Origin of the sequence: Treponema phagedenis (assembly GCF_008153345.1) — a bacterium.
In the GTDB taxonomy this organism is placed as follows: domain Bacteria; phylum Spirochaetota; class Spirochaetia; order Treponematales; family Treponemataceae; genus Treponema; species Treponema phagedenis.
Genome location: NZ_CP042818.1, coordinates 693319 through 719788 on the forward strand (window position 1 = coordinate 693319; position 26470 = coordinate 719788).

Annotated in this window: 21 protein-coding genes and 1 pseudogene; 4 read left to right on the plus strand and 18 right to left on the minus strand. The window is 37.8% G+C overall.

What is annotated here, in order from left to right; translation table 11 throughout:
* Positions 1–173 precede the first annotated feature (173 nt).
* The 15 genes and pseudogenes from FUT79_RS03030 to FUT79_RS03100 form a co-directional block, all read right to left on the minus strand.
* Positions 174–1805: a methyl-accepting chemotaxis protein gene (locus FUT79_RS03030; protein ID WP_244951149.1), complete on the minus strand. Its 1632-nt coding sequence runs from the start codon at positions 1803–1805 to the stop codon at positions 174–176.
* 668 nt (positions 1806–2473) lie between these two features.
* On the minus strand, positions 2474–3631 hold the full coding sequence (locus FUT79_RS03035; RefSeq protein ID WP_148889237.1) for a leucine-rich repeat domain-containing protein: 1158 nt from the start codon (positions 3629–3631) through the stop codon (positions 2474–2476).
* Positions 3632–3950: 319 nt separating this feature from the next.
* Positions 3951–4217 (minus strand): hypothetical protein, encoded by a 267-nt coding sequence (locus tag FUT79_RS03040; protein WP_148879216.1) that lies wholly within the window; start codon positions 4215–4217, stop codon positions 3951–3953.
* A gap of 116 nt (positions 4218–4333) precedes the next feature.
* A complete protein-coding gene (locus FUT79_RS03045) occupies positions 4334–4741 on the minus strand; it encodes a hypothetical protein (protein ID WP_148879241.1) in 408 nt (135 codons plus the stop codon).
* A gap of 269 nt (positions 4742–5010) precedes the next feature.
* Positions 5011–5139, minus strand: a pseudogene (locus tag FUT79_RS03050) (Txe/YoeB family addiction module toxin); the annotation flags it as partial.
* Positions 5140–5280: 141 nt separating this feature from the next.
* Positions 5281–5661: a hypothetical protein gene (locus FUT79_RS03055; RefSeq protein ID WP_148879224.1), complete on the minus strand. Its 381-nt coding sequence runs from the start codon at positions 5659–5661 to the stop codon at positions 5281–5283.
* A 260-nt stretch (positions 5662–5921) separates the two neighbouring features.
* On the minus strand, positions 5922–6188 hold the full coding sequence (locus tag FUT79_RS03060; RefSeq protein WP_148879216.1) for a hypothetical protein: 267 nt from the start codon (positions 6186–6188) through the stop codon (positions 5922–5924).
* 116 nt (positions 6189–6304) lie between these two features.
* Positions 6305–6742, minus strand: coding sequence for a hypothetical protein (locus tag FUT79_RS03065; RefSeq protein ID WP_148889238.1), 438 nt, complete (start codon positions 6740–6742; stop codon positions 6305–6307).
* A 244-nt stretch (positions 6743–6986) separates the two neighbouring features.
* Positions 6987–7973: a hypothetical protein gene (locus tag FUT79_RS03070; protein ID WP_148889240.1), complete on the minus strand. Its 987-nt coding sequence runs from the start codon at positions 7971–7973 to the stop codon at positions 6987–6989.
* Between the two features lie 148 nt (positions 7974–8121).
* Complete coding sequence (locus tag FUT79_RS03075) at positions 8122–9018, minus strand: DNA-methyltransferase (RefSeq protein WP_024752137.1); 897 nt, start codon at positions 9016–9018, stop codon at positions 8122–8124.
* Positions 9011–9877 (minus strand): hypothetical protein, encoded by an 867-nt coding sequence (locus FUT79_RS03080; RefSeq protein WP_039943402.1) that lies wholly within the window; start codon positions 9875–9877, stop codon positions 9011–9013. The genes FUT79_RS03075 and FUT79_RS03080 overlap by 8 nt, the downstream gene beginning before the upstream one ends.
* 307 nt (positions 9878–10184) lie before the next feature.
* On the minus strand, positions 10185–10451 hold the full coding sequence (locus FUT79_RS03085; protein ID WP_148879216.1) for a hypothetical protein: 267 nt from the start codon (positions 10449–10451) through the stop codon (positions 10185–10187).
* 116 nt (positions 10452–10567) lie between these two features.
* On the minus strand, positions 10568–11005 hold the full coding sequence (locus FUT79_RS03090) for a hypothetical protein (protein ID WP_148879215.1): 438 nt from the start codon (positions 11003–11005) through the stop codon (positions 10568–10570).
* A 269-nt stretch (positions 11006–11274) separates the two neighbouring features.
* The gene (locus tag FUT79_RS03095) at positions 11275–12540 is read right to left on the minus strand and encodes an integron integrase (RefSeq protein WP_148879597.1); all 1266 of its coding nucleotides are present in this window, start codon (positions 12538–12540) and stop codon (positions 11275–11277) included.
* A gap of 287 nt (positions 12541–12827) precedes the next feature.
* Positions 12828–14459, minus strand: coding sequence for a methyl-accepting chemotaxis protein (locus FUT79_RS03100; protein WP_244951150.1), 1632 nt, complete (start codon positions 14457–14459; stop codon positions 12828–12830).
* Between the two features lie 384 nt (positions 14460–14843).
* On the opposite strand from FUT79_RS03100, the gene FUT79_RS03105 reads away from it, so the two are divergent.
* Both FUT79_RS03105 and FUT79_RS03110 read left to right on the plus strand, forming a co-directional pair.
* Positions 14844–16037, plus strand: coding sequence for an IS4 family transposase (locus FUT79_RS03105; protein ID WP_024752136.1), 1194 nt, complete (start codon positions 14844–14846; stop codon positions 16035–16037).
* Positions 16038–16991, plus strand: a complete 954-nt coding sequence (locus FUT79_RS03110; RefSeq protein ID WP_148879214.1) for a Fic family protein — start codon at positions 16038–16040, stop codon at positions 16989–16991.
* A gap of 219 nt (positions 16992–17210) precedes the next feature.
* Here FUT79_RS03110 and FUT79_RS03115 read toward each other — a convergent pair whose 3' ends face one another.
* Complete coding sequence (locus FUT79_RS03115; protein WP_044634957.1) at positions 17211–18359, minus strand: Fic family protein; 1149 nt, start codon at positions 18357–18359, stop codon at positions 17211–17213.
* Positions 18360–19040: 681 nt separating this feature from the next.
* Here FUT79_RS03115 and FUT79_RS03120 point away from each other — a divergent pair.
* Positions 19041–23192 carry a TIGR02680 family protein gene (locus FUT79_RS03120; RefSeq protein WP_148884614.1) on the plus strand — a complete coding sequence of 1384 codons (4152 nt, stop codon included), beginning with the start codon at positions 19041–19043 and terminating at the stop codon, positions 23190–23192.
* Between the two features lie 222 nt (positions 23193–23414).
* On the opposite strand, the gene FUT79_RS03125 is transcribed toward FUT79_RS03120, so the two are convergent.
* Both FUT79_RS03125 and FUT79_RS03130 read right to left on the minus strand, forming a co-directional pair.
* Positions 23415–25301, minus strand: a complete 1887-nt coding sequence (locus tag FUT79_RS03125; protein ID WP_024752157.1) for a heavy metal translocating P-type ATPase — start codon at positions 25299–25301, stop codon at positions 23415–23417.
* Between the two features lie 205 nt (positions 25302–25506).
* On the minus strand, positions 25507–25725 hold the full coding sequence (locus FUT79_RS03130) for a cation transporter (RefSeq protein ID WP_002699611.1): 219 nt from the start codon (positions 25723–25725) through the stop codon (positions 25507–25509).
* Positions 25726–26022: 297 nt separating this feature from the next.
* Here FUT79_RS03130 and FUT79_RS03135 point away from each other — a divergent pair, with 297 nt between their 5' ends.
* Positions 26023–26388, plus strand: coding sequence for an ArsR/SmtB family transcription factor (locus tag FUT79_RS03135; RefSeq protein ID WP_024752158.1), 366 nt, complete (start codon positions 26023–26025; stop codon positions 26386–26388).
* Positions 26389–26470 lie beyond the last annotated feature (82 nt).

A 26470-nucleotide genomic window follows, 5' to 3' on the forward strand; every position in this document is an offset into this window, starting at 1 on the left:
AATGACCTTTCTCATTGCACGTTTTGATGTTTCGGTCGAAAATATGTTTCGATTGGTTCCGCTCATGCCTGCCTCAAGGCAGGTCAATCTAACATCCGCTTAACCTGCATTGCCGCAAAGGCAATGTCAGGTTGAAGCGGGTGTTAGGTTTCCCATATCCATATAATGTAATCTTATACCTTAAACTTCTCTACTTCCGTAGTTAAGTTATCAATTGAATCTTTATTCCGTTGTGTAATCTCATTGACTTCTTGTACAGCATTGCTTATTTGTACCGCACCGCTTGCCATTTCATTCATACTGTCGGTAATGATGCGTGTTAAATTATCAAGATTCCGCATTTCATCGGCAACTTGTTCACCGCCGCGGAGCATTTCAGCAGAACCTGCTTGTACTTCTTGCGTTACGGAATTAATCGCTTTAATCGCAGATAAAACTTCATAGCTGCCGTTTTCCTGCTCTTTCATTGCAGTCATAAGGTTAGCACTCATTGTTTTTACCTGCTCTGACAGCGTAAAAATTGCATTGAATTTTTCTTCGACCGTTTTGGAAGACTTTGCCAAAGTTTCAATTTCCGCTCCGAGTGTTTTCAGTGTTACGGTAATGTTTTTTCCTTGAGCCGAAGATTCTTCCGCCAATTTTCTGATTTCGTCAGCAACAACGGCAAATCCTTTTCCCGCATCTCCTGCATGAGCCGCTTCGATTGCAGCATTCATTGCCAAAAGGTTTGTCTGGCTTGCTATATTTTGAATAACATTACTCGCTTCAATCAGACCGCCTGACTCTTCTGCAATCTTCTGTGTTACACTATTTGAAGTTACGACGGCATCTTTTCCGTCGCCGGTTGCTTGTGCAAGTTCTTTAATGGAATCATCGGTTTTATCAATTGTCTGCGTAATAGAAGCGATATTTGCAACCATTTCTTCAATTGAAGATGAAGAGCGAGCAACCGATGCCGCTTGCGTTTCAATACTGCCGTTCAACTGTTTTATTGTGCGGATAATTTCTTCCATCGTGGCAGCTGTTTCGGTAACACCTGCTGCTTGGGTCATAGTCTGCTGTTTTACCCCGTTGATGTTCTCACTGATTTGATGAATGGAACTTGCCGTTTCTTCTGCATTGGTTGAAAGAATTGTCCCGACTTCGTTCATCGTATTTGTATTATTTTTAATACTGGAAAGGAGAGCAACAGTATTTTTATGGAAAATATTTAACTGCATTGCAAGAATACCGAATACATCCCGACGTTTTATTTCTAATTTATCAACAATAAAATTTCCTACTGCAAGCGTATCGGTAAAATTCATCACTTCGTTTATGCTATTATTTATTCCCGTATACAGTGTATAATTTATAAAAAGAGCACCGGAAAGCGTCAGTATAGCGATTGGAATAATCATTTTCAAAGTCTGTATAAGAGTTAAACCGTTATAAAGCATTCCAATAAACGGATCAATGCACAAAAAAATGAGACCACCAAAAAGAAAAAAACTTACCAGCATATTGCGAAGAATATAGGACATGGTAATATGCTTTTTTTCAAATGGTAAAAATTTCAAATAGGCTTCAAGTTTATGTGTCCACAATATGTAGAAAAAAACCGAAGCAAAATCCAAACAGCCAACAGCACCCAAAACACACGCAATGATTTTTTCGATAGAATGTATGCCGAGCCACAATAGCGTAGCAATTGGAGTCGCCAAAGTAAGAATAATAGGAGCAAGCAAACTCAGTTTAGAATACAGAGCTAACACTTTGTTAGCTTTATCTACACCGCCGACATCCGTTTTATATGTTTTCAACATATTTATGAACATTCTATATAACACAGTCGGTATTGTTACATTGAAAACAAGGACAACAAGCGTAGGAAATGCCGTTAAGAATTTTGCAAGTTCTTCTACCGGAATTATCTTTGTGTACCACGCATACAAAAAACCAAATCCAAATAATCCGTTAAAGATTAAAAAATTAAGTATAAATACGGATTTCGGGGGGGGGGGGTATTATACCTTTTTCTCTCATTTTATCAAGCTCCTTCATGCTTAAAATTTTTATTTCCTTTATATGTTAATATATATTATAATAGTTTTATTATATTTATCTAGCGGTTTACTTGGTACATACGGAAAGTATTTTTTAATAACCGTATATTTTACTTACCGCGCCGCAAGGCGTCAACCTAACATTCGCTTAACCTGCATTTGTGCCTTTGCCGACGCGAAGCGATAAGGCAAAGTTGGCGCGAAAGTTGCATGAAAAAGGGAATTGCGTGAGCAATGACCGTCAAGCAACTTTCGTGACAAAACAAATGTCAGGTTGAAGCGGGTGTTAGATTTTAGTCCCATTTTGTTATACAATTATTTATCACTATTACGACAATCTATGAAAAACATGGTTAGCTTTTTACAGATACTTGAATACCTATGTAGTACACCAACCCGCTTTAAACAGACAACATTGTACCTGAATATTAGTTACTTTCTTCTGAAATCCTTTCTTGATAGGTACTCCAGCCCGCCGCCTTTTTGAAAGTTTCACTTGTTCCATTCGGTACGTGGATAAATAACTTGTCTTTATGTGTTCCATCGAAATTTCTAAAAGCATACGTATTTATGCTTATCTGTGATGGTTCCCTATTCTTTACATGTACGGTAACCTTATCTGTTATGCTGCTTAGGTCTATAATGCCCTCACTAATGGAAGCGATAGAGGCTGGTAATGTAACATCTTTTAAATGTACCGCACCAAGTAAACACCCCTCAGACATGGTTTTCAAACGGTCCGGAAACTTTATCGTCTGTAACTTTTGATTATCACAAAAACAAAGCGCAGAAATACCATTATCATTTTCCGGAATTTCTTTCCAGTCTTGTTGCACTACCGTAGTTGACGCAACAACTTCAGTAAGTTCTTTATTCAAGTAAAAAGCTTGTTGTTCCAGTTTTTGCAAATTCGCAGGTAGGACAACACGCGTAAGTGCCGTTTCACGGAAAGCATTTGTTTCGATAGTATGTACCGTATCGGGAAACGTAATTTGTGAAAGTTTTTCACATCCTGAAAAAGCACTCGAGCCTATCGACTGTAAGCCAGTCGGCAACTCGACTGTTGTAAGATCCGTACATATTTCACACATGTTCTTTGGTAATTTTGTAATTTTTGACCCCGCTTCAAACTTAAGTTCGGTTAACTTGGTGCCCATAAACGCAAAGCTCCCGATTTCCGTAACATTTGCAGGAATAGTAACCTTGGTAAGCGTGGAATAGAGAAATGCATCGTCCTCAATTTTAAGTAATCCGGTAGGCAGCTGAACTGTTTTTATTGTTGTATTAGCTGAAAAAACTTCTTTTCCAATAACTTTCACCGATTCGGGAATCACGACATGCTCATCAGTACCAGTGTATTTTACCAGTTTACCGTCTTGTACCTCAAACCGCTCATCTTGCTGACCTTGCCCGCCTCCCTGTTGGGACTGACCGCTCTGCTGACCTTGATTCGGCTTTGTGTCGGATTGCTGGGTACCCTGTTTATCCTTTGAATATTCCGCTGAAGTTCCCGCAGAGAAGCGACAGCCCATAATTACAGCACACACCATTGCTGCCGTAAATAATAGTAATAAACGCTGTTTCATCTTTCAACCTTCCTTTCGCAATGACCTTTCTCATTGCACGTTTTAATCTTTCAGTCGAATATATGTCTCGATTGGTTCCGTTCCCGCCCGCCTTTAGGCGGGTCAATCTAACATTCGCTTAACCTGCATTTGTGGCTTTGCCGATGCGAAGCATAAGGCAAAGTTGGCACGAAAGTTGCATAAAAAGGGAGCCATAGGCGACCGCAAAAAGCAACTTTCGTGACAAAACAAATGTCAGCTTTGAAGCGGGTGTTAGATTTATTAACTCAGATAAAATACTTTAGACCAATATATATATTTAGTGTTTTGCTAATAATTCTCATACCATTCTTTTTATTTCATTTGCATCAAGCCCAAGCGTATTCGTGTTTAATTTAGCATCTTGCATATTACACACCTCTTCAAGCCATTTTATGTGATATTTATCTGTCCGTTTGTACAATGAAATACGCTGATCAACGATATCTACCGCCAGCCACTTAGTTTGTGATTTATCTACCTTATCATAATACGCATAAGAAATAAACCATGATGCGCCCATACTACTAAGATATTCTCCACCTTCAAATGAAAAAACATGTCTCATAAATACCAAACCTCATCCATACATATAATTATTATATCAATTTGAGAAGGAGCATCTTTTGCGGAACTTATAATATGCTACCCCCTCAAATCTTAAGAAAAATTTAGCCTAACTCATTATTGCTTAGTATATTTTAATCCGATACTATGCATACCTCCACTTATAGTTAATGTGCTCCCAGAAATACTATATGATTCACATAAAACTACTTTAGTACCTGCTCCAGCTGATATTTCAATTTTACCACCTTTTGTTGCACTAATAATTGTATAATTTGCAACAATCCCATTTGCAGTATATTTAAGAGTATTTGTACCAAATTCAAGTATTATACTATTCGTAACCGTACCACCAATTTCCGTTTTATGACTCCAGCTAGTATTGCGTAAATCATCGGGAAATTGCACACCTACAGTATTTCCACCATTATTACTATTCGGTTGAGAACAACCAGTAATTAACACTATTGCACTAATTATTAAAACTAATGTACCAACCATTGAAACTATTTTTCTCTGTTTCATCTTTAAACCTTCCTTCTTACAATGACCTTTCTCATTGCACGTTTTGATGTTTCGGTCGAAAATATGTTTCGATTGGTTCCGCTCATGCCTGCCTCAAGGCAGGTCAATCTAACATTCGCTTAACCTGCATTTGTGCCTTTGCCGACGCGTATAGCAAGGCAAAGTTGGCGCGAAAGTTGCATGAAAAAGGGAGCTGCTTTAGCAGCGACCGCCAAGCAACTTTCGTGACAAAACAAATGGCAGGTTGAAGCGGGTGTTAGGCTCTTTCCTTATTGATGATAATGTGTTCCGCACTGAACAATATATAATGTATTATCTTCAACTTTATATACAAGCCGGTTTGCCATATCTATTCTTCTGCTCCAATACCCCGATAACTCATACTTTAATGGTTCAGGTATCCATTAGTGTAACTTTGTGATAATGACATATAAATTTATCGGCGATAAACTTTAATGCACTTCTTATAGTTCGATATTCCGTTGAGCCTCCTTTCATTGTGTCTAAATCAGCAGCATTAATTGGAATATTCCAATCTTTTAAATATTGTTAAGTATAAATTTTTGGACATCTGGATGAAATTCTTCATACAGAGTATTTGCTCTTACGTTATTTTTTTCACTTGGCTTTTGTACTCGAATTTCTTCAGTATTTTTCCAGATTACATTCCTACCACATGTTACATAACTGTTGGATATTATGATGTGATCCCGGATTATTCCAATGCCTTTAACAATTATATCAGGACTTGAAGGAGAATATGATTTAATATAAACAATATCACCTACTTTTAAAGTTCTAATATACGCGTGTATTTCTGGTGCATCATTAATACTCCAACCAGTACCAACTAAATTGTTGTTGATAAAATCTTGACTTACATCAGTTTGATAGTAAGCACCAATTCCATAAATTGCCATAAAATTGTATCTCCTTTATTTTCTATGCGTCGCGAAAGCGACGTCAAGCTAACATTCGCTTAACCTGCATTTGTGGCTTTGCCGATGCGAAGCATAAGGCAAAGTTGGCACGAAAGTTGCATAAAAAGGGAGCCATAGGCGACCGCAAAAAGCAACTTTCGTGACAAAACAAATGTCAGCTTTGAAGCGGGTGTTAGATTTATTAACTCAGATAAAATACTTTAGACCAATATATATATTTAGTGTTTTGCTAATAATTCTCATACCATTCTTTTTATTTCATTTGCATCAAGCCCAAGCGTATTCGTGTTTAATTTAGCATCTTGCATATTACACACCTCTTCAAGCCATTTTATGTGATATTTATCTGTCCGTTTGTACAATGAAATACGCTGATCAACGATATCTACCGCCAGCCACTTAGTTTGTGATTTATCTACCTTATCATAATACGCATAAGAAATAAACCATGATGCGCCCATACTACTAAGATATTCTCCACCTTCAAATGAAAAAACATGTCTCATAAATACCAAACCTCATCCATACATATAATTATTATATCAATTTGAGAAGGAGCATCTTTTGCGGAACTTATAATATGCTACCCCCTCAAATCTTAAGAAAAATTTAGCCTAACTCATTATTGCTTAGTATATTTTAATCCGATACTATGCATACCTCCACTTATAGTTAATGTGCTCCCAGAAATACTATATGATTCACATAAAACTACTTTAGTACCTGCTCCAGCTGATATTTCAATTTTACCACCTTTTGTTGCACTAATAATTGTATAATTTGCAACAATCCCATTTACAGTATATTTAAGAGTATTTGTACCAAATTCAAGTATTATACTAGTCGTAACCGTACCACCAATTTCCGTTTTATGACTCCAGCTAGTATTGCGTAAATCATCGGGAAATTGCACACCTACAGTATTTCCACCATTCTTAGTAGTGGTATTTTCCTTCTTATCCTTACTGCCATTCGGTTGCGGACAACCAGTAATTAAAACCACTGCACTAATTATTAAAACTAATGCTCCAATCATTGAAACTAATCTTTTCTGTTTCATTTCGACCTTCCTTCCGCAATATCCTTTTTTATTGCGAGTTTTATTTTTCGGTCGAAAGGCTGTTTCGATTGGTTCCGCACCTGCCTGCCTCAAGGCAGGTCAATCTAACGTTGTTTTGTGCTGCATTTTGCGGTTCCGGCAACGCCGGAATTGGCGCAGTTTTTGCTGTTAATGCTTCTCCGTTTTGCTACTTAGCAAAAACTGAGACAAAGCAAAATGTCCGCACGAAAACTGAGTTATTGTGTTATATTTCCTCTTTCCATAATTCATGTGCAGCCCGAATTATTTCTTTATCAATGTTATTTGCATCTGAAATTATTTTTAAGGCTGATTTTCCAGCTCCACGATTGATAATACTTTTCCCAGTTGATGCTTTTGTAGCGCAGCTGCTTAATTCAAAACCTTCTATTGTTCTTAAAAGCTGTTTTATATCCCCAGATGTATAACTTGGATTTTTATAATATTTATAGTATTTTACAAAAGTTGTAAAACCAACACTACGTAAATCTCTTAATAATTTTTCAGAGTCGCTTTCTTTTTTATCAGTTGATGGCTTTATTGTTTTGATTGTAATTATTTTGTGGGGTTTACGTGAAATATTGTCTTTATTTATCAAATCGAACATTTCAAGCATTTTATATGTTCTCAAAAATAATTCATTTGAGTCAGCATCTTCTTCTGTTGTTTGCAATGTAGGAAGTAAAACTTCATTTTTAAAATCTTCGTTGGTGATAAATTTGAAGATTACTTTTTCACTTCCAAATTCTTTTTGTAAATCATCAAATGATTTTTCTATTGTTTCCTGAACAGCAGGATTTGTTTTCGGTGTAGCAAAAATTATTTCATAGCTTTTTTCTTGAAAATAGGCGAGTCCGATAAGATAAGCTCTTAACAACTTTTCGTAAATTTTATTTCGTGTTTTATCTTTATCGCCATAGTTTAAGCCTCTTTCATGGAAAGCCACTTCAACCATGTAAACCTTTTCCTCTTTATTTACTCCAACCACATCAATTTCAGCTTGTCTCAATATTTGTGTTAATCCATTATTTTTGAAAACTTCTGAAAAATTTGTATTTGCCTTTATTTTTTCAAAGGTCTTTTTTAGTTGAAGGTTTGTATTCTCATCTATATTCCAATTTGAAGATGTTTTCCAATTAGTTTGCGAAATAATACATTTTTTCGTATGTTTTAAATACGATTGAAGCAATGATTCTCCCATCTCAATTTTCATAATCTGTAATTTTCCCTAATATTCTGCTTCTTGTTCTACTTCACCGCCGCATAGGCGGTGTCACAATAACATTCGCTTAACCTGCATTTGCGGCTCGTCCGCAATGTCAGGTTGAAGCGGGTGTTAGATGTAAAAAAAGTAATTACAACTATGCAAACAACTGACTATCAACTTTATATGGATAAATCCTTTCATTTGCTAAATTTATATAATCATTATTGATTTCATACCCTATATAATGCCGTTGAGATTTTAAAGCTCCTATAGCAGTTGTTCCGCTGCCCATAAAAGGATCCAAAACTATATCATTTTTAAAAGAATATAATTGAATCAATCTATAAGGTAATTCGATCGGAAAAGGAGCCGGATGTCCCACCCTCTTTGCACTTTCAGCATTCATTGTCCAAATTGACTTTGTCCATTCCATAAATTCTTCACGCTGTATGGTGTTTTCTTTTTGTAACCGTGGGCGTTTATAATCTCCTTTTGAAAAAACTAATATATATTCGTGAACATCTCTTAATGTAGGGTTTGATGCACTTTGCCAACTGCCCCACGCTGTTGAAGGACTGGCACTTGCCGCCTTATTCCAGATAATTTCTCCTCGCATATTAAAACCTATATCTATCATCATTTTTGAAATATAATCTGATAATGGAATATACGGTTTGCGCCCTAAATTTGCAATATTTATACAAGCTCTTCCGCCATTTACAAGCACCCGATATGTTTCAGAAAAAGCATTCTCAAGAAGTTTCAAATACTCTTCTAACGATAAATCATCATCATATTCTTTTGATACATTGTAGGGAGGAGATGTTATCATTAAATGCAAAGAATTATCAGGTATTTTATTCATATTTTGACACGAGCCTAATATAATTGAATCAAGTAATTCTTTCGGAAAAGGATTTTCAATATCAGAAATAATTTGTTCTTTTTTTTCTAATTCTTTATATAATTTTGAATCGTAAAATTTACTGGAATCATGATTTATTCTTCCGCTAACTCCAAAGCTGCTAGTTTCAGTACCGGATTTACTCATTACAACCTCGCAATAATTTTAAGAATTTTTCACCTTTTTTAACATCATCAATTTCTTTTGCCGCAATAGTTATTATATTGCCAAGTTGTTTTTTTGAAATCATAGAAGAAAAATAATGCCGTTCTTCCGATAAAATCTGTTTACATAAATTTTTTAACTCATTTACATCAGTAATAGTTATAAAGCCTTTCTCAGGTGATTCAAAAATAAAATCTGATTTTGTAGGATTTGGATTTAAGCTGTAAAATCCTTGAATAACACCGGCTGACTTTAAGAAATCAACTTTTTTTGAATATGTAGATGTTATGGGACTGTTTCCTAAAATAATTATCGGAATAGTATTTGCATTTGAACCGGAAACTCTAATATTGATCGATTTTCCTATAGCCTTTAACATTGAATCTGATCTAAGCAGAGACGGATTTCCTTTATGGCTTTTATAATCGCCAATTAAATTTACAGTATCAGGTTGTTCAAATTTATAATTTGAAACGATACTCATTTTTACTTCAAAAATGAGTTTTATATCTTCTGCTTTTTGAGTGATGGTATTTTTAGTACAAAAAGCCAAATCGGCACTTGAAGATTTGGTCAACGCAATTTCTTCACAAACCACGCCATTAATTGCATACAAACCTAATTCTTCAGCAATAGGAGAAAAAATTTGTTTGCACCATTTTTCCGTAAATTGACCTATAAGTGAATTTCTACTTTGCAGTGTTTGTCCTTCAGAATCAAAATCTTTAGGTATATACGCATAATAACCCGATTGCAGGTTATAAAAAAGTTGTTCAGGAGAAGCAAAAGATTTGAGAGCTTCTCTGAAAAAATGCTTTTCCACTTCTTCATTCCATAACATATTTAATCTCCGAGACTTTGTAGTATATATTGTAATTAAATCATTAAAATTTTCAAGATAGGAGCTTTTTACATGTTTGCACCGAAGGTGTCCATCTAACATTCGCTTAACCTGCATTTGTGGCTTTGCCGATGCGAAGCATAAGGCAAAGTTGGCACGAAAGTTGCATAAAAAGGGAGCCATAGGCGACCGCAAAAAGCAACTTTCGTGACAAAACAAATGTCAGCTTTGAAGCGGGTGTTAGATTTATTAACTCAGATAAAATACTTTAGACCAATATATATATTTAGTGTTTTGCTAATAATTCTCATACCATTCTTTTTATTTCATTTGCATCAAGCCCAAGCGTATTCGTGTTTAATTTAGCATCTTGCATATTACACACCTCTTCAAGCCATTTTATGTGATATTTATCTGTCCGTTTGTACAATGAAATACGCTGATCAACGATATCTACCGCCAGCCACTTAGTTTGTGATTTATCTACCTTATCATAATACGCATAAGAAATAAACCATGATGCGCCCATACTACTAAGATATTCTCCACCTTCAAATGAAAAAACATGTCTCATAAATACCAAACCTCATCCATACATATAATTATTATATCAATTTGAGAAGGAGCATCTTTTGCGGAACTTATAATATGCTACCCCCTCAAATCTTAAGAAAAATTTAGCCTAACTCATTATTGCTTAGTATATTTTAATCCGATACTATGCATACCTCCACTTATAGTTAATGTGCTCCCAGAAATACTATATGATTCACATAAAACTACTTTAGGACCTGCTCCAGCTGATATTTCAATTTTACCACCTTTTGTTGCACTAATAATTGTATAATTTGCAACAATCCCATTTGCAGTATATTTAAGAGTATTTGTACCAAATTCAAGTATTATACTAGTCGTAACCATACCACCAATTTCCGTTTTATGACTCCAGCTAGTATTGCGTAAATCATCGGGAAATTGCACACCTACAGTATTTCCACCATTCTTAGTAGTGGTATTTTCCTTCTTATCCTTACTGCCATTCGGTTGCGGACAACCAGTAATTAAAACCACTGCACTAATTATTAAAACTAATGCTCCAATCATTGAAACTAATCTTTTCTGTTTCATTTCGACCTTCCTTCCGCAATATCCTTTTTTATTGCGAGTTTTATTTTTCGGTCGAAAGGCTGTTTCGATTGGTTCCGCACCTGCCTGCCTCAAGGCAGGTCAATCTAACATCCTTTCGACCCTTCCTCATTATACCACACAAAATAACTTTTTGCAAGCTAAATTGAAATAACTACAAAACAACTAAATTTTTCTACAATAATACTTATCAATATATACAACCGACCGGCAGATTAGACCTATCTTCACTAAAACCGAAAATATCAAAATCACATCCTATCAATGGGGCTTTGCACACCAAGCCCTCCGCGGTTCAAGACATGCGTGTAGACCATAGTTGTTTTGACATCGCTGTGTCCGAGCAGTTCTTGGATTGTGCGGATGTCATAACCGGCTTCCAATAGGTGCGTTGCAAACGAGTGGCGGAAAGTGTGGCAGCCGATTGGTTTCGGGATACCCGAACGTAAAACCGCTTCGTGCAGGGTACGCTGAATCACTGACGGATCGATATGATGCCTTCCCTGCTCGCCTGTTTCGCTATTCCGCCATCGGCGCGCTTGGGGAAACACCCACTGCCAGGCCCAAGTTTTACCGGCATTGGGATATTTTTTTGCAAGAGAAAACGGGAGCGGCACGGAACCGAAGCCGTCCTTACAATCTGCTTCATGGATACGGCGGACATTTTCCAAATGCTTTTGAAGCGGAAATTTTAAGGATACCGGCAGCATGGTTTTACGGTCTTTCGCTCCCTTTCCGTTATGTATGGCGATCTCGTTTTTATCAAAGTCTATATCCTGGACCCTTAGCCGTAAGGCTTCCATCAGCCGCATTCCGGTTCCATAAAGCAGACGAATACAAAGACTATAATCGTTGTCAGGCAAAAGAGAAAATATCTTTGCCGTTTCCTCCCTGCTCATCACTGCGGGAAGTTTTTTAGACTTTTTTGCACGGACTATATTTTCCGGAGTATTTATAGTTAAGCCTAAGATATTTTTATAGAGAAACAAAAGAGCGGCAAGAGCCTGATTTTGACTTGAAGCTGCAGCCTTTTCTTTTACCGCAAGACGGCTTACAAAGGAATTTATTTCCGCATCGGAAAGAGCTTTCAGATTTTTACCTTTATTTTCGCGGATAAAGCGGCTTATCCAATGGCTGTACGCCTCTCTTGTACGTTTACTATAGTGCTTGGCAGCAATAACTTCATCCAGCTTACTTAAAATATCGCGAAGCCGGAGAGAAGCCGGCTTATTGCTTTCCGCAGCAGTTTCCGTATTCACAGGCGCAAAATCATAAGCGGCATGATTTTTAGCGGCAAAACCGGAATCCGCCATACAAATCCCGTTATAATAAAGATTGTTTAGTAAAATATCACAAGAATTACGGTCGGCGGGGATAATCCAAACTTGTTTATCGGGTAACCAAGTTCTTCCCGGTACTTTTTTTATTGCTTGGAGTACTTTAGAAAAATTCTCTCCTTGAGCTTTAAAATTTACCGACAAAGCTTTATTTTCATAAGGCTTAATTTCAACAAACATACACTACTCCTGATAAAAATTTTTTATAGAAAATAATAGTTTTCCATTATTATAACGGGGCGGCAGATAAGCTGCAAGAAGCGAGAAAGCCTTTAGGCTTTTGAGTTTCGCCGTCAGCTTAATCCGCATGTTGGACGGCGCTTGCGCCGGACGACAGGCGGATGTTCCGCCGCCTGTTGAACGGACGCTGTGCGTCCGTTCAACATCCGCTTAACCTGCATTTGCGGCTTGTCCGCAATGTCAGGTTGAAGCGGGTGTTAGGTTTCCCATATCCATATAATGTAATCTTATACCTTAAACTTCTCTACTTCCGTAGTTAAGTTATCAATTGAATCTTTATTCCGTTGTGTAATCTCATTGACTTCTTGTACAGCATTGCTTATTTGTACCGCACCGCTTGCCATTTCATTCATACTGTCGGTAATGATGCGTGTTAAATTATCAAGATTCCGCATTTCATCGGCAACTTGTTCACCGCCGCGGAGCATTTCAGCAGAACCTGCTTGTACTTCTTGCGTTACGGAATTAATCGCTTTAATCGCAGATAAAACTTCATAGCTGCCGTTTTCCTGCTCTTTCATTGCAGTCATAAGGTTAGCACTCATTGTTTTTACCTGCTCTGACAGCGTAAAAATTGCATTGAATTTTTCTTCGACCGTTTTGGAAGACTTTGCCAAAGTTTCAATTTCCGCTCCGAGTGTTTTCAGTGTTACGGTAATGTTTTTTCCTTGAGCCGAAGATTCTTCCGCCAATTTTCTGATTTCGTCAGCAACAACGGCAAATCCTTTTCCCGCATCTCCTGCATGAGCCGCTTCGATTGCAGCATTCATTGCCAAAAGGTTTGTCTGGCTTGCTATATTTTGAATAACATTACTCGCTTCAATCAGACCGCCTGACTCTTCTGCAATCTTCTGTGTTACACTATTTGAAGTTACGACGGCATCTTTTCCGTCGCCGGTTGCTTGTGCAAGTTCTTTAATGGAATCATCGGTTTTATCAATTGTCTGCGTAATAGAAGAGATATTTGCAACCATTTCTTCAATTGAAGATGAAGAGCGAGCAACCGATGCCGCTTGCGTTTCAATACTGCCGTTCAACTGTTTTATTGTGCGGATAATTTCTTCCATCGTGGCAGCTGTTTCGGTAACACCTGCTGCTTGGGTCATAGTCTGCTGTTTTACCCCGTTGATGTTCTCACTGATTTGATGAATGGAACTTGCCGTTTCTTCTGCATTGGTTGAAAGAATTGTCCCGACTTCGTTCATCGTATTTGTATTATTTTTAATACTGGAAAGGAGAGCAACAGTATTTTTATGGAAAATATTTAACTGCATTGCAAGAATACCGAATACATCCCGACGTTTTATTTCTAATTTATCAACAATAAAATTTCCTACTGCAAGCGTATCGGTAAAATTCATCACTTCGTTTATGCTATTATTTATTCCCGTATACAGTGTATAATTTATAAAAAGAGCACCGGAAAGCGTCAGTATAGCGATTGGAATAATCATTTTCAAAGTCTGTATAAGAGTTAAACCGTTATAAAGCATTCCAATAAACGGATCAATGCACAAAAAAATGAGACCACCAAAAAGAAAAAAACTTACCAGCATATTGCGAAGAATATAGGACATGGTAATATGCTTTTTTTCAAATGGTAAAAATTTCAAATAGGCTTCAAGTTTATGTGTCCACAATATGTAGAAAAAAACCGAAGCAAAATCCAAACAGCCAACAGCACCCAAAACACACGCAATGATTTTTTCGATAGAATGTATGCCGAGCCACAATAGCGTAGCAATTGGAGTCGCCAAAGTAAGAATAATAGGAGCAAGCAAACTCAGTTTAGAATACAGAGCTAACACTTTGTTAGCTTTATCTACACCGCCGACATCCGTTTTATATGTTTTCAACATATTTATGAACATTCTATATAACACAGTCGGTATTGTTACATTGAAAACAAGGACAACAAGCGTAGGAAATGCCGTTAAGAATTTTGCAAGTTCTTCTACCGGAATTATCTTTGTGTACCACGCATACAAAAAACCAAATCCAAATAATCCGTTAAAGATTAAAAAATTAAGTATAAATACGGATTTCGGGGGGGGGGGGGGGGGGGGGGATAATATAGTTATTTTTGTTCATTTTGTCAAGCTCCTTTATGCTTAAAATTTTTATTTTTTTATATGTTAATATATATTCACTGCTGTCCAATTAAGTAATAAGATCTTTTAAAGAGTTAAGAGCTGTGTTATAATAGTTTTTGGACAAACATACATACCACAAGGACTTAACTCATGTATCATTGTACTACAATTTTAACACAATTGCTACACCTTACTGACCAACTTGGCTTTAAAAAAATCAGTGCCGAAGAACAAGCAGATAAGCGATATCGACATTTTTCAGCACGTACTCAGCTGTTTACCATGGTCTTTGCACAATTAACAAAACAGAATAGTTTACGTTCAATTGAGCACGCAATATCCAGTGATAATGATTTATATCATGCAGGCATTACCGCAAAAATCACCCGAACAAATCTTGCCCATGCAAATGAATATAGACCAAGTATCATATTTGAAAAATTTTACTTTCATGTGCTTAAGTATTACACAAAGCTCGTAAACAAACCAGTGAATATATTCGGCAAGCATACCAAGCTCATCGATGCAACAACCATCTCATTGAATATTAAGCAATACAAATGGGCAAAATTTAGAAGCACAAAGAGCGGAATAAAAATACATACCCGTTTTGATTATGAAGCAAACTGTGCTGATTATCTTTTTATCACCAATGCGAAAGAACATGAAAACAATACGCTTAAAAACATGCACCTAACAAAACAGGATATTGCTGTTTTTGATCGAGGTTATTTTAATAAGAAACAGTTCTATGAGTTTACAAAGAGTGAAATATCCTTTGTAACAAGACTTAAATCAAATGTTATATACACCGTAGTTGATCGATATGCCGTAAGCGGACATGAAAATGATACGTATAAAATTATCAGTGATGAGAAAATTACTCTGAATGTGAGTATTTCAAAAAAGAAGGAAAGCGTGGTAACACTACGAAAAATCATCTCAAAAGATTTGCAGTCAAAAAAGAAAATAGTATTGCTGACAAATTTGTTTGAAATAGATTCTCTTGAGGTAGCTGAACTGTATAAAAAAAGATGGACCATTGAATTATTCTTCAAGATGATAAAACAGAATCTGAAAATTAAGAAATTTTATGGACATAGCGAAAATGCGGTCAAGACACAGATATGGATTGCCGTTATTACGCATATGCTCTTTTTAATTTTACAAGCTGAAACCAACTATAGGCAAAGGAGCTTTTCATATTTTTGTTCTGAAATTTCTGTCGTACTGTTTCTGCATCGCAGTCTTAAAAAATGGTTTTGTGGTGATCATGAAAAACCAGTTCCTAAATTAATTCACCATCCTAATACCTCAGAGCTTTCTCAAAAGCCTCCAAGTTAATTGGACAGCAGTGATGTAAACCAAAAGCCCTTTGTTCTTGATAAGTTGGTTGAACTTTCCATTATTCAAAGCACTGAAAGTTCAAACAGAATTGAAGGGATTTATACGTCTGATACAAGAATAAAAGACTTGGTATTGAAAAAAGTTGTGCCGAAAAACCGCGATGAAGAGGAAATACTTGGATATCAAGATGTATTGCGCACAATTCATGAAAGCTTTGAATACATCGATATAAGTTCTTCCATTATATTGCAATTGCACCGAGATTTATATAAGTTCTCACAAAAATCAATCGGCGGACGATTTAAGAACACACAAAATTATATTTCAGAAACAAAAGCAAACGGTTCAAACGAAATACTATTTACACCGCTCTCGCCATACGAAACACCGGCAGCAATTGATGAGATATGTAAAAACTATAATCAAGCAATTGACGATAATACCATAAATCCTCTTATACTGATACCTACTTTTATCCATGACTTTTTATGCATTCATCCTTTTAATGACGGAAACGGAAGAATGAGCCGGCTGTTGACGACGCTTCTTTTATATAAATTAGGATTTTTCGTAGGACGATATATCAGCTTAGAAGAAAAAATAGAAAAAAGTAAAAATATTTATTACGACGTTTTAGAAGAAAGCGGAATCAATTGGCATGAGAACAATGAAAACACAGAGCCGTTTATAAAATATATTTTGGGAATTATTATTGCAGCATATAGAGACTTTGAAGACCGAGTTGATATTTTCAGTTCTAAGTCATCAGCATACGAAAAAGTACAGCATGCCGTTAAAATGAAAATAGGGAAATTTACAAAAAGCGATATCATGGAATTGTGTCCGTCTATAAGTTCGGCATCCATTGAAAACTCACTGACAAAATTAGTTGAAGAAAATATTTTGGAAAGACACGGAAAAGGAAGAGGCACCTATTATGTTAAAAACTAATGCAAGGTTTTTCTGAAAATATATTTTTTGATTTGTGATTACCCACCGCAACAAGAACCTGCCATATTTCATGCGTAAGTCCCGGTACTGTAAGTTCTTGTTATTAAGCACCCGTTTGTGTTAGAACAGTGTTAGAATAATAATAGAATGGTAATAGAAACCATTCATCAGCGGGAAAAACACTTTGTATAAAAAGCCGGTAAAGGGGTAAGAGGAATTTTATAATAGCGTCCCTTCAGAAAGGATGTCTACATAGCTACTATATACATACTGCTTATATCTTTTCTTATCTTCAACTAAGGCTAAAATTGTAAGCTCTGTTAGGATTTCCAGTAATTTGGCCACAGTCGGTTTGCTTGAATTTAAAAGTAATCGAATATCTTCTGTTTCAACAAAGGGATGCTTCAATAAATAATCGTATACTAAAAGTAAATTTGAAATATTTCCGTTTGGTACATTACGAATTTTTTCCATATCCTTTTTTTTAAGTGCAACAATCTTTTGAATAGATGAAATCGCATTTTCGGATACTTCACAAATACCACTGATAAAAAACTTAATCCAGTTTTCAAACTCTCCCTTCATCCGGACATTATTTAAAAGCTCATAGTATCTGTTTCTGTTCTTTTTAAAAAAGTAACTCAAATACAACACGGGATATTCTACCAAGCCTATCTCTTTTAAAAACAAGACGATGAGTAATCTTCCCATTCTGCCATTTCCGTCTAAAAACGGATGGATTGTTTCAAACTGATAATGAATTAAAGCTGCTTTTATTATCTCTGAAATGGAATCGTCTTCGTTAATATACTTTTCCAAATCACTTAAGGCACCTTCCATATCTTCCGGAGACGGCGGAACAAAACTTGCGGTATTCAGTGTGCACCCCGCATACCCAATCCAATTTTGCGACTTTCGGAATTCGCCCGGCGTTTTTTCATTTCCTCTGACATTCGATAAAAGAATGGAATGTGTTTCTCTGATTAACCGCATACATAAGGGTAAATCTTGTAATCTTTTAAATGCGTAGTTTGCAGCCTTTATATAGTTTACAATTTCTTCCGTTTCTTTTATCTTTCCGTTCTTTTGCTCCTTCTGCAAAACATCAATGAGTGAGGCTTGCGTTCCTTCAATTTGCGAGCTGATGACAGCTTCTTTTTGTACGTACATTGATACAAAAAGATCGATATCAGGCAGGGTAATCGCCATGCCGTCTAATCTTCCCAAAAGCAAATATGCTTTATTGAGCAAAAGATTCATTTCGGCGTCTATATTAATTTCTACATTTGTCAAATTATTCGGGATAAAACATTCATAATCAGTCGGCATTCTTTTTAATTTTCCTGCTCGATTTGTTTCTACCTTCATATTAAAACCCTCTAAGTTAAATTTATTTTACTTACGATGAGCATACTTGTTCTAAGTAAAAAAATCAAGCATTTTCTTTGCTTAGAATGGCCGTGAGCTTTATAAGTAAGATGTTTTACCTGATGTCCGGGGGGCTTGCGCTTTCATGCTACTATAGCGTTTTTTAATAAGTCGATTATATTTTCATCTTACCCAAAACGTAAAAATTTTATAAAAGAGAGCTCGGCACGGCGCAAGGGCGAGCAATTTACCATAGGAATGCTTAAATCCGCAGCCCCTTATTGTTGATACTCCGATTTTTATAGCAGTAACAGGAAGTTAATTATAAAACACTACACTACATAAACTGTTTGAGTAATGGAAGCTTGCGTTAGGCGGACGGAGGGCGGCGAAGCATTTTTTCAAAAATGCGAAGCCGGATCGTTTTTGCGCGCTCAAAATAGCGCAAAAACAGCCGAAGCGACAGCGGAGCCCGTAGTACGCCGGCGGTTTGTAAGTATTCAGCTCCGGCAAGACGCAAGGTGAAGCCGGCTTTCTGTAAGCTTCAAACCGCAACGCCATAAATGTGCGATCTTTATTCTTCATGCGTACGCCCTGATGGTACCTCACCCATCTACCCCATCCGCCCGTTTTATGCTAAACTGAAGCTCCTATAAGTTGTATTAAAGAGGGCGAAAAAGAGTGGACGGAAAATGGCATTTAAACAGAGCGGGTTTGCTGAACTATTGGTACTTTGATGAAATGTATTTTAATTTTGCAGACGGGAAGGTTTTGTTTCGCGGTGCGAACGGCAGCGGGAAGTCCGTAACGACGGCGAGCTTGTTTCCTGTTTTGCTTGACGGGAACACCGCTCCCAACCGGCTTGACCCCTTCGGCTCTACAGCGCGAAAAATCGAAGACTACTTATTGGGCGAAAAGGAAATCAGTAATATCGAAGATCGGACGGGCTATTTATTTGCGGAGTACAAAAGAGAAAACAGCTCACAGTATATTACAACCGGAATCGGTATCCGAGCAAAGCGGGGAAAGTCGTTGGATAAATGGTACTTTATCATTCTTGACGGCAGCCGCGTGGGAATTAACTTTGAACTTCAGCATAGTTTGGGAAGGGGGCGATATCAGCCGTATTCAAAAAAAGAATTGGAAAACCGATTAGCCGGCGGCGGCATGATTACCGATAAAATGAAAGACTACGCCGAATGGGTAAACGAAAAAATTTACGGCTTTAACAATACTGAAATCTTTAAAGAAATGATTAAGCTTTTGGTTGAAATACGCAAGCCGAAACTCTCAAAAGATTTTACGCCGACGGTGATTTATTCTATTTTGGAAAATTCACTTCCCGGTTTAAAAGATGAAGCCTTGCAGCCTGTTTCAGAAACGCTTGAAAATATTGACCAAATTAAAAATCAGCTTGAGGGCGCAAACAGCGATTATGAAAAGCTCAGTCTAATTATGAAAAAATACGAAGCGTACAATCGCTCCTTTGTTGAAAAGCTTGCTCATTATGCGCATAAAACCGGAAACACATATGTGCAGCTTACAAAAGAAGATAAAGCCTTGACGGACAGCATCGAAAAATTGACAGCGCTTATTTCCGCCAAGGGAGATGAGCAGACGGAAGCGCTACAGGAAAGGAAGGCGTTGGAAGAAGCTTTAGATCGGCTTAAAACCCATGACGTGTTTAAACTTCAAAATGAAATGTTACAAGAACAAAGCCGCACGGAAGAGCTTAAGCAAAAAGAAAAAAATCTGCAAGGACAGTATACGCAAAGCATGAATGCGTATCGTGATGAGCAAAACAAATTTGATTCACTGCAAAAAAGAATTGCGGAAAGCGAAGAGGAAAAGCAACTCGCCTTTGAAAATTTAAATGCGTATTCCGCTGACACAGGCTTTAAGGATGAGCATGCTCGCTATACTGCAGAGTATCAAACAAAACAAAATCACATGGATCTATCCTTATGGAAACGGAGTGCAAAAGATTACGAAAACGATGTGCGCACTATTCAATCTGTTTTAGAAAAAATGCAAACCCTGCAAGCGGACTCCGACAAACTTCAAATTGACATTGCGTCTATGCAAAAAGAAATCGATAAAAAAACAAATGAGATTCAAAACTGGGAACAAATGTTTTCGGAGCAAATCGACATCTTACAAATTGATATTGAAAAATGGTGCAATGGTGCGGGCTTTGAAATTACCGATGATGTGCGAAATCAAATGCAGGGCTTGGTTTATAATCTCTACAAAAAAGAATTCGCACTTGTGCAAAATCTTGCAAAGGCAAGTTATGAACATTATCACGAAAAAATGCTCACCGAAAAAATAAGCTTGGAGCAGGAAGTCCGCTTTAAAGAAACTGAGCTTGCCGCCGTTCAAAAAGAGCTGCATGAATGGAAAAATAAAAAAATTCCTGAGCCCGCACGCGATGCATTTAAAGAAAAAGAGCGCACCTCATTAAAAGAGGCGGGGCTTCCTTTTATCTCTTTTTATGAAGTTGTTGATTTTAAAGAAGGCCTTAGCCAAGAAGAAAAGAATGTGCTGGAAGGTGCACTGCTGGATGCCGGCATTCTCGATGCTCTGCTCAGCGAAAAAAATCTTCCGGTGCGGGAATCTTCTGTGCTCTTGCCAAGTGATAATATAATAGAAGAAAATCTTGAAAAATATCTTGTGCCTGTGCAAAACAAATATGTTTCTACGGAATACATACAAAAAATCCTGCACTCGATTTCGATTAAAGAAACCTTTCACGGGGCAGGCAGCCTTTTTGCCGCTTCGGCGCCGGGGTCAGCTACCACTGTTTCAATTGAAGGAAAGTACAATCTCGGCATTCTTTCGGGGAAGGTTACCGAAAAGCATGAGGCAAAGTATATCGGAAAAGAAGCGCAAATTTTATTCATTCAAAAAAAGATAGCAGAGTTGGAACAAACGCAAGCGGATATCAATGCGGAAATTGAAAGTAGGCGCACAGCAATAGAAAATATAGAAAACGATGTTGCGGCGCAGCAGGAGCATTTGCAAAACTTCCCGAGCGATACTGCCTTGCGCGAAATTGATGCAAGTATTACAGAGGCGGAAAAAGAGCGCAGGGATTTTAATGATAAGAAAGCATTTTACGAAAGCGAAGAGCGGAAAACACGGGAAGCCATCGGAGAACAGCGCAGGCGGCTTTTGGAGTATGAAAGCAAACATCACTTTACCTATACTGAAAAGAATATCAATGAGCTGATAAGAAAAATAGGAAATTACTGTCTTGAATTAGATGAGCTGAAAATACTCATGCAAAATATTCTTTCGCTTACGGAGCAAGCAGAGAATTCCCAAACACATATTCGGCGAGAACAAGAGCGGATGGATGATTGCCGTATAGAACTTGATGAAACGCAGGGGGCATTGGCTGTAGGCCTACGAAAAATCCGATTGTTGGAGGAAGAGCTGAAGCTTGCCGGTCAGGATGAAATTATCCGCAAGGTTACGGAAACAGCGGGCAGAAAAAAATATCTTGATGATGAGCTTTTGCCTAACCTCGCGGCCGAAATCAAAGATGCGGAAATTAAAAAAGCACGAACCGAGGAAAAAAGTAAACGCATTGCGGCGGAAAAACTTTTTTACGAACAGCTCAGCAGTGAATGGCAAAAGCTTTTTGAACGGGAGCTTTTCCGCTATGATGAAAAAACGGATGAAGATATTCCTGCGCTAATAAAGCAGTGGGCAAAAAACTTTGACACTGCCGCTCCGGATAAATATATAAAGTACAGCGATGAAATACACGCCTATATCAATAAGTCTATTCAAGAGCTCGGCGACTACAGACCGGAAATAAACACGCTGCCGGCAATCGATACGCAAGCGGCGGAAGCACTGGCGGAAACCGATGAGTTTAAGACGGCAGTTGAGTTCCTGCGTTCGTTTTCAAAACGCGATCTTTTAACAGTAACAAATATTCAAAATAAGCGTGATGATATTTTCCGTGTTGTAAAAGAATTGAAATCTTATATTGAAGAACAAGAACAAATGATAGAAGAAAAAGACAAGGATCTTTTTGAAAGTCTTTTACTTGAGTCAACCGGTAAGACAATTAAAAATTTAATTAATGATGCCGAAAAGTGGGCGCAAAAAATGAATGCTATTTTGCAGCGGCAAAATAACTATCGCGGATTAAAGCTTTTTATTGAGTGGAAGCCGAAGGCCGCTGAGGATGAGCAGGAGGTTGGCACAAAAGAATTGGTTGAGCTTTTGCGCCGCCCCGCAAAATCTTTAACCGAAGATGATATTCAAAAAGTTGTTCACCACTTCCGCTCAAAAATTGAAAAAGCAAAAATCGATATGGAAAAGGATGAGCAGCTCAACTCACTTCATGATATTATAAAGCAGGTTCTTGATTACCGCAAATGGTTTCAGTTTATTATTCATTATGAAAAAGACAATCAAACAAAACGTGAACTGTCAAATCACGTGTTTAATAAATTCAGCGGAGGGGAAAAGGCAATCAGCATGTATCTTCCCTTGTTTACCGCAATGTATTCCCGCTATGAAGATGCTTCAAAAAATGCGCCATATGTTGTGGTGCTTGACGAAGCTTTTGCCGGCGTTGACGAAATGAATATTGCCGAATTGTTTAAGGCGATGGAAGACCTGGGTTTTGATTACGTGTTGAATTCGCAGTCGTTGTGGGGAGATTATCCCACAGTTAAAAATTTGGTTATTCATCAACTCATTCGCGAAAGAGGTTCCGACATGGTTGTCTCGCAAGAGTACCGCTGGAATGGAACCGAGCGCACGGAAGTGGATGCGGAAATAGAAACAGAAATTGCCGTTGACCGCGAGTGATACGTTTCAATATTTTATAAAAGAGTCCGACACGGCGCAACGGCGAGTAAACTTACCATAGGCAAAACTAGACCTATCTGCTTGGAACCACGGGCGTCCGTGCCCGTTCTGATTGTTGTTTTGTATTATGTTTTAAGCGGGATATTTTGACCGTGCATCAAACTGCGCATTCTTAATTGCCGCTATGTTAACATATTTGTCAAATACCAAACTCTATTCAGTTTATAAATTTTTTACAAACAGTGCTCTTATTGCGTTGAGTACTGCCGCAATCATTACACCGACGTCTGCAAAAATTGCCAGCCACATGTTGGCTATACCGAGCGCACCCAGAGCAAGACAAATTAGTTTTATGCCGATTGCAAACACTATATTTTGATAAACAATCCTCAAGCATTTACGCGAAATTTTAATTGCCTTTGAAATTTTTATCGGGTCATCGTCCATTAAAACCACATCAGCCGCTTCAATCGCTGCGTCCGATCCCATAGCACCCATTGCAATTCCGATATCCGCACGGCTGAGTACGGGCGCATCATTAATTCCGTCCCCGACGAAGGCGAACATAGCATTATCGGCTTTGCTTTTTAGCAGAGCTTCAACCCTATTAACTTTTTCTGCGGGAAGAAGTTCGCTGTAAACTTCATCAAAGCCTAAATCTTTCCCGACTTGATCGGCTACCTTGCGGGCATCCCCTGTGAGCATAATCGTTTTATAAATTCCCTCAGCCTTTAGAGCGGCGATAGCTTTTTTGGAAGTCGGTTTTAAAATATCTGAGATTACAATATGCCCGGCGTATTCACCTCCTATCGCCATGTGAATAATTGTGCCGACACTGTGGCAGTTAATATATTGAATGCCGAGTTTTTCCATCAGCTTGTTATTACCCGCAGCAACCTCAATGCCGTCAACCTTGGCAACAATACCGTTGCCGCTTATTTCAGTAATGTCGCTTACGCGGCTGCGGTCAATTTCTTTACCGTATGCGCGCTGCAAGCTCTTGCTAATCGGGTGAGAAGAAGAGCTTTCCACCAGTGCGGCGTATTCAAGTATTTTAGCATTTTCCAATTCATTGTGATGAATGCCTTTTACCTCAAACACTCCGCGCGTTAAAGTTCCGGTTTTATCAAAAACGACAATTTTCGTTTTGGAAAGGGTTTCTAAATAATTAGAGCCCTTTACCAAAATGCCCGCCTTGCTTGCGCCTCCGATTCCTGCAAAAAAGGATAGCGGAATACTGATTACCAATGCGCAGGGGCAACTGATCACAAGGAAGGTAAGTGCGCGGTAAATCCACACGCTCCATTGTGCGGGAAGATTCATTATTAAGATTCGGGTGAGGGGAGGAATAAAGGCTAAGATAAGAGCCGCAATGCAAACCGCAGGAGTGTAAACACGAGCAAACTTGGAAATAAAATTTTCCGATTTTGATTTGCGGGAACTTGCGTGCTCCACCAAGTCAAGGATTTTCGACACGGTAGATTCGCCAAACTCCTTGCTTGTTTTAATTTTTAAAACGCCTGTCATATTTATACAGCCGCTTATAATTTCATCTCCTACTTTAATATCGCGCGGCATGCTTTCACCGGTGAGGGCGCTCGTATTTAAACTTGAGGATCCCTCCATAACAATTCCGTCAAGCGGAACCTTTTCGCCCGGCTGAACAATAATTACAGTGCCGATACCAACTTCCTCAGGGTCAACTTTTTCAAGCTTGCCGTCCTTTTCGATATTTGCATAATCCGGGCGGATGTCCATTAGGTTGCTGATATTGCGGCGGCTTTTTCCGACAGCATAGCTTTGAAACCATTCTCCGACTTGGTAAAACAGCATAACCGCAATTGCTTCCGTATAGTCGCCGCTCTTACTGTAAAGAGCGAGTGTGATTGCCCCGATTGTGGCAATCGCCATTAAAAAGTTTTCATTAAATACTTGCCTATTTTTAATTCCCTTGCCGGCCTTAATTAAAATATCATAACCGATGATTAAATAGGGGATGAGATAAAAGCCAAACCGCAGCCATCCTGTCAGCGGAGCAAAATGCAAAGCTGTCATCATCAAAGTGCTGACTATAATTCTAATTAACATCTTTTTTTGTTTTTTGCTCATTCTCTTCCCCCTGTTATTTTAAAAGCCGCACATGGATTTTGCCGGCATAACGTTTTGTAATTACGTTGTTTACCTATCGGAACATCAATAGGCGGCTTGCAGTTTAAGCATCACTATGGTAAATTGCCCACCGTTGCGCCGTGTCGAGCTCTTTTTTATAAATTTTTTTTTACGATTTGTGTACATGTATTAAAAAAATACTACACTAAATAAAAATTTCGCAGTCGTCTTCAACCTTTTTGCAGTTTTTAAGAACCTCCTGCATAACGGTTGAAGGGTCTTTACCTTCTTCGAATTCTACATTCATTTTTAGAGTCATAAAGTTTACGCTTGCATCTTTAACTCCCGGCGTCTTCCGTGCCGCATCTTCCATTAAGTTTGCGCAGTTGGCGCAGTCTACTTCAATTTTGTACGCTTTTTTCATATCCGTTATCTCCTTGTCATAAACATAACGATTAAACAATTATTTAATTGTTTAATTAAACTATATGTATCTTAAGCTTACATGTCAAGAGGTTTGTATTGTTTTTCTATATATTTTTGTGTTTTTAGTATAGAAAAGGTATGTTGTTTTTTTTAGATTTTTCAGTAGAAAAAAGAGCGTTATAAATGGCTTGTAGGAATGCTATTATATTGTTACAATCCCGCTTGTTTGAACGGCTGTGCAACAGTATTTGTTTATCCGGATTGTAAGTAATTATTTTTGGAAGGAGAAATTTTTATGCAAAATATTTCATTGCCCCATGACCACGGGCAGCGCTTTGAAAAAGACTATGAAGACATGCCGAAAGAAGAGGACTTCCAAACTGTTTCCGATATTTTTAAACAGCTTTGCGATGGAAGCCGCATTCGAATCTTTTGGATTTTATGTCATTGCGAAGAGTGTGTGATAAACTTAGCTACCCTTGTCGGTATGAGTAGCCCTGCGGTTTCGCACCATTTGCGGCAGTTAAAGAGCTGCGGACTTATTGTAAGCCGCAGAGACGGAAAAGAAGTTTACTATAAAGCAGCCGACACGCCGAAGGTTCAGGTTTTGCATGAAGTAATAGAAAAAATGGTAGAAATATCTTGTCCAGATGGTAAATAAATTTATCCGGATTCTAAATAGGTTTATGAGAAAATATAATTTATAGAAAAGAGTCAGACAAAACGGTTTATAAAATACACGG

Bases quoted from the DNA above. Each gene is read 5' to 3' on its own strand.
- FUT79_RS03040 (WP_148879216.1), bottom strand. From the start codon at position 4,217: ATGAGACATGTTTTTTCATTTGAAGGTGGAGAATATCTTAGTAGTATG.
- FUT79_RS03060 (WP_148879216.1), bottom strand. From the start codon at position 6,188: ATGAGACATGTTTTTTCATTTGAAGGTGGAGAATATCTTAGTAGTATG.
- FUT79_RS03085 (WP_148879216.1), bottom strand. From the start codon at position 10,451: ATGAGACATGTTTTTTCATTTGAAGGTGGAGAATATCTTAGTAGTATG.
- FUT79_RS03125 (WP_024752157.1), bottom strand. From the start codon at position 25,301: ATGAGCAAAAAACAAAAAAAGATGTTAATTAGAATTATAGTCAGCACT.
- FUT79_RS03100 (WP_244951150.1), bottom strand. From the start codon at position 14,459: ATGTTGAAAACATATAAAACGGATGTCGGCGGTGTAGATAAAGCTAAC.
- FUT79_RS03130 (WP_002699611.1), bottom strand. From the start codon at position 25,725: ATGAAAAAAGCGTACAAAATTGAAGTAGACTGCGCCAACTGCGCAAAC.
- FUT79_RS03070 (WP_148889240.1), bottom strand. From the start codon at position 7,973: ATGAAAATTGAGATGGGAGAATCATTGCTTCAATCGTATTTAAAACAT.
- FUT79_RS03065 (WP_148889238.1), bottom strand. From the start codon at position 6,742: ATGAAACAGAAAAGATTAGTTTCAATGATTGGAGCATTAGTTTTAATA.
- FUT79_RS03075 (WP_024752137.1), bottom strand. From the start codon at position 9,018: ATGAGTAAATCCGGTACTGAAACTAGCAGCTTTGGAGTTAGCGGAAGA.
- FUT79_RS03105 (WP_024752136.1), top strand. From the start codon at position 14,844: ATGTATCATTGTACTACAATTTTAACACAATTGCTACACCTTACTGAC.
- FUT79_RS03055 (WP_148879224.1), bottom strand. From the start codon at position 5,661: ATGGCAATTTATGGAATTGGTGCTTACTATCAAACTGATGTAAGTCAA.
- FUT79_RS03030 (WP_244951149.1), bottom strand. From the start codon at position 1,805: ATGTTGAAAACATATAAAACGGATGTCGGCGGTGTAGATAAAGCTAAC.
- FUT79_RS03035 (WP_148889237.1), bottom strand. From the start codon at position 3,631: ATGAAACAGCGTTTATTACTATTATTTACGGCAGCAATGGTGTGTGCT.
- FUT79_RS03115 (WP_044634957.1), bottom strand. From the start codon at position 18,359: ATGAAGGTAGAAACAAATCGAGCAGGAAAATTAAAAAGAATGCCGACT.
- FUT79_RS03135 (WP_024752158.1), top strand. From the start codon at position 26,023: ATGCAAAATATTTCATTGCCCCATGACCACGGGCAGCGCTTTGAAAAA.
- FUT79_RS03090 (WP_148879215.1), bottom strand. From the start codon at position 11,005: ATGAAACAGAAAAGATTAGTTTCAATGATTGGAGCATTAGTTTTAATA.
- FUT79_RS03045 (WP_148879241.1), bottom strand. From the start codon at position 4,741: ATGAAACAGAGAAAAATAGTTTCAATGGTTGGTACATTAGTTTTAATA.
- FUT79_RS03080 (WP_039943402.1), bottom strand. From the start codon at position 9,877: ATGTTATGGAATGAAGAAGTGGAAAAGCATTTTTTCAGAGAAGCTCTC.
- FUT79_RS03095 (WP_148879597.1), bottom strand. From the start codon at position 12,540: ATGTTTGTTGAAATTAAGCCTTATGAAAATAAAGCTTTGTCGGTAAAT.